Raw genomic sequence first — 2,129 nt, forward strand, 5'->3', positions numbered from 1 at the left:
GGCATCAGACCGGCGGTGAACTTCCGGGGCGGCTGTTCCTGCCACAGGTCGAGCGGCTCGCCCTGGTCTTCCATTGCGTTACGGAGGGAAGCCTCCTGGGCGGGAAACCGCTTTTGGAACTGCGGGGTGAGAATCTGGAGCCTGGCCTGGTGCTCGTTGAAGCCGTATCTCGCGGCCTCCTTGAGGATGGTGGCAGCCGTGATGCCGCCGCCTGGCTTGAAGCTGCTCCAGCGGCGTTCGACATCTGCGGCATCGTATTTCGGCGAGCGGCCACTCCACTCATGCCAAAGGCCCAGCCCCTCCGCGCTGCCCCCGCTGGCTGCATGCAACGCCATGCCTACTGCGAGCCAGCCGAACTCGCCGCCCTCGCCGTAGGGCTGGCCCGGGCCTTCGTTGGAGATAGCGCCCAGCGCCAGGCGCAGCAGCGCCATGTCGCCGCTGCAGGCGCCGACATGGGGGCGCTCGGGCGGTGGCTCCTTGGCCTTGATGGGCACAGCCTGAGACGGCAACCAGTCGCCTGCGTCGAGCCGCTCGACCGGCCAGAAGACGGGAGTGCCGCAAGCGTCCTCGGGGATGAAGTCCTGCGCCGGGAACACCTCGGCGACGCCGGCCTTCACCTGCAGGCAGGCGGCCATCACACATTGCTTGAGTAACATGCGCACCGAGTGGGCGTCCTGCTCGGTGTCCCAATAGACCCACAGATGAATGCCATGTCCGCCGCTTGACCTGAAACGTGCGGCGCGCAATCCCGCTTTGTTCAGCTCGGCGGTGACGCGATCTGCCCGCGCCTGTAAAGATTCCCAGCCGAGTGTGCCGTCGTGATCGTCGAGATCGACGACGCCCAAGCGGGTAAAACGGCCGCCGAGGTCCATCAGATAGCCGCCTACAAATTTGGCGCCACCGTTGAAGTGGTCGGCGATTTCATCCTCGGTAGGCGCGCGCTCTGGCTTGAAACGGGCTCGCTTGCCGCCTTTGATTTTGTAGGCGCCATCGTTGCGGCGCAGGCGCTCCAGGATGGGCGCCAGCCAGTCTGGAATCGTCCCGGCGCCCACCGCCCCGGCGGCTTTTTCTTGAGTGCCCATGGGGGTCACCCCATGGCTGCATGGGACGTTCGGCTTTCCAGCCAGGCGTCTAAATCCGTTTTGCGGTACCGGACCCGGGCGCCGACCTTCACGTAAGGGATCGGATAGCGGCGAGTGCACCGCCAAACGTCCAAGGTGCGCACTGACACCTGCAGATACTCGGCCGCCTCCTCGCAAGACAGGAAGGGCGTAGTAGGGGCCGCGTTTTTTTGCGGCGGATAAATTTTGCGCGGCATGATGCTTCACCTTGAAAAACCCGCCAAACCCTGGCGGTGTCGGTGAAGGCACAGTACGCTTTAGCGCACCCGGTGTCATGGTAGGAATCTGAAATTCCTACCCTGACAAATCCCGCTTGTTGAGTGCTTCGGCGAGCCGCGCAAGGGTCAAGTGCATGGCTATCATGCGTCGCCTGTTCGCCTTCTGCCATTCTGGGTTGTCCAGTGGGGGAGTCGGCCAATGTTCAGGGCGCGGCTCGTCGGGCTCCAGGCTCAGGGCCTCGGCTTCGATCAGCCATTTCAGGTCGTCGTAAATCTGCTTGACCCGCTCCGCGCTCAGTTCATTGTCAGCGGCCACGACCTCGTAAGCACCATCTGTGTCCCGATTCATCCTGAGCGGCAGCCGATCATCGTCGCGGTGGTTGAGCCGCCATACCTCTCGCGCGATTTCGCAGTCCCGGTCGAACTTGTCAGCCCCTGCAACATTCAGCGCGCGGTCCGCCTTTTCCCCACGGCCGATCTGCCTAAGCGCCTGGGCGAAATACTGGCGCAGGACAGGAGGAATTTCCCCTGTTTCAAGGCACTCCGCCATGTGGAGTGCGAGCGCCCGCCCCGCAGCAGCATCTCCCTTGCGTGCCGCCTGAAGCAGGCTATCGAGCCAGGGGTTCATGCCGCCACCGGCCGCTCGGGCATCGGCACCACGTTCTTGCCGGCAGCGATGCCGGCCTGGACCTCGATCCAGTCCGCCACCGCCTGCCACCCGGCGCGCATCTGGGCCTCGTCTTTTAGCAGGTAATGCTTCCCGGTGACATCGCCGGCCTGCGCGTGATTC

At 64.3% G+C, this 2,129-nt stretch carries 3 protein-coding genes; all 3 read right to left on the minus strand.

The window, feature by feature from the left end; translation table 11 throughout:
* On the minus strand, nucleotides 1-1,082 hold a 1,082-nt coding region (locus V6M52_RS19855; protein WP_332702788.1), incomplete at its 3' end, for a PriCT-2 domain-containing protein.
* Between the two features lie 5 nt (nucleotides 1,083-1,087).
* Nucleotides 1,088-1,318 (minus strand): helix-turn-helix domain-containing protein, encoded by a 231-nt coding sequence (locus tag V6M52_RS19860; RefSeq protein ID WP_332702791.1) that lies wholly within the window; start codon nucleotides 1,316-1,318, stop codon nucleotides 1,088-1,090.
* A 97-nt stretch (nucleotides 1,319-1,415) separates the two neighbouring features.
* The gene (locus V6M52_RS19865) at nucleotides 1,416-1,967 is read right to left on the minus strand and encodes a hypothetical protein (protein ID WP_332702794.1); all 552 of its coding nucleotides are present in this window, start codon (nucleotides 1,965-1,967) and stop codon (nucleotides 1,416-1,418) included.
* Nucleotides 1,968-2,129: the final 162 nt, after the last annotated feature.

The sequence above is a fragment of the Devosia sp. genome (assembly GCF_036676215.1).
Lineage (GTDB): Bacteria > Pseudomonadota > Alphaproteobacteria > Rhizobiales > Devosiaceae > Devosia.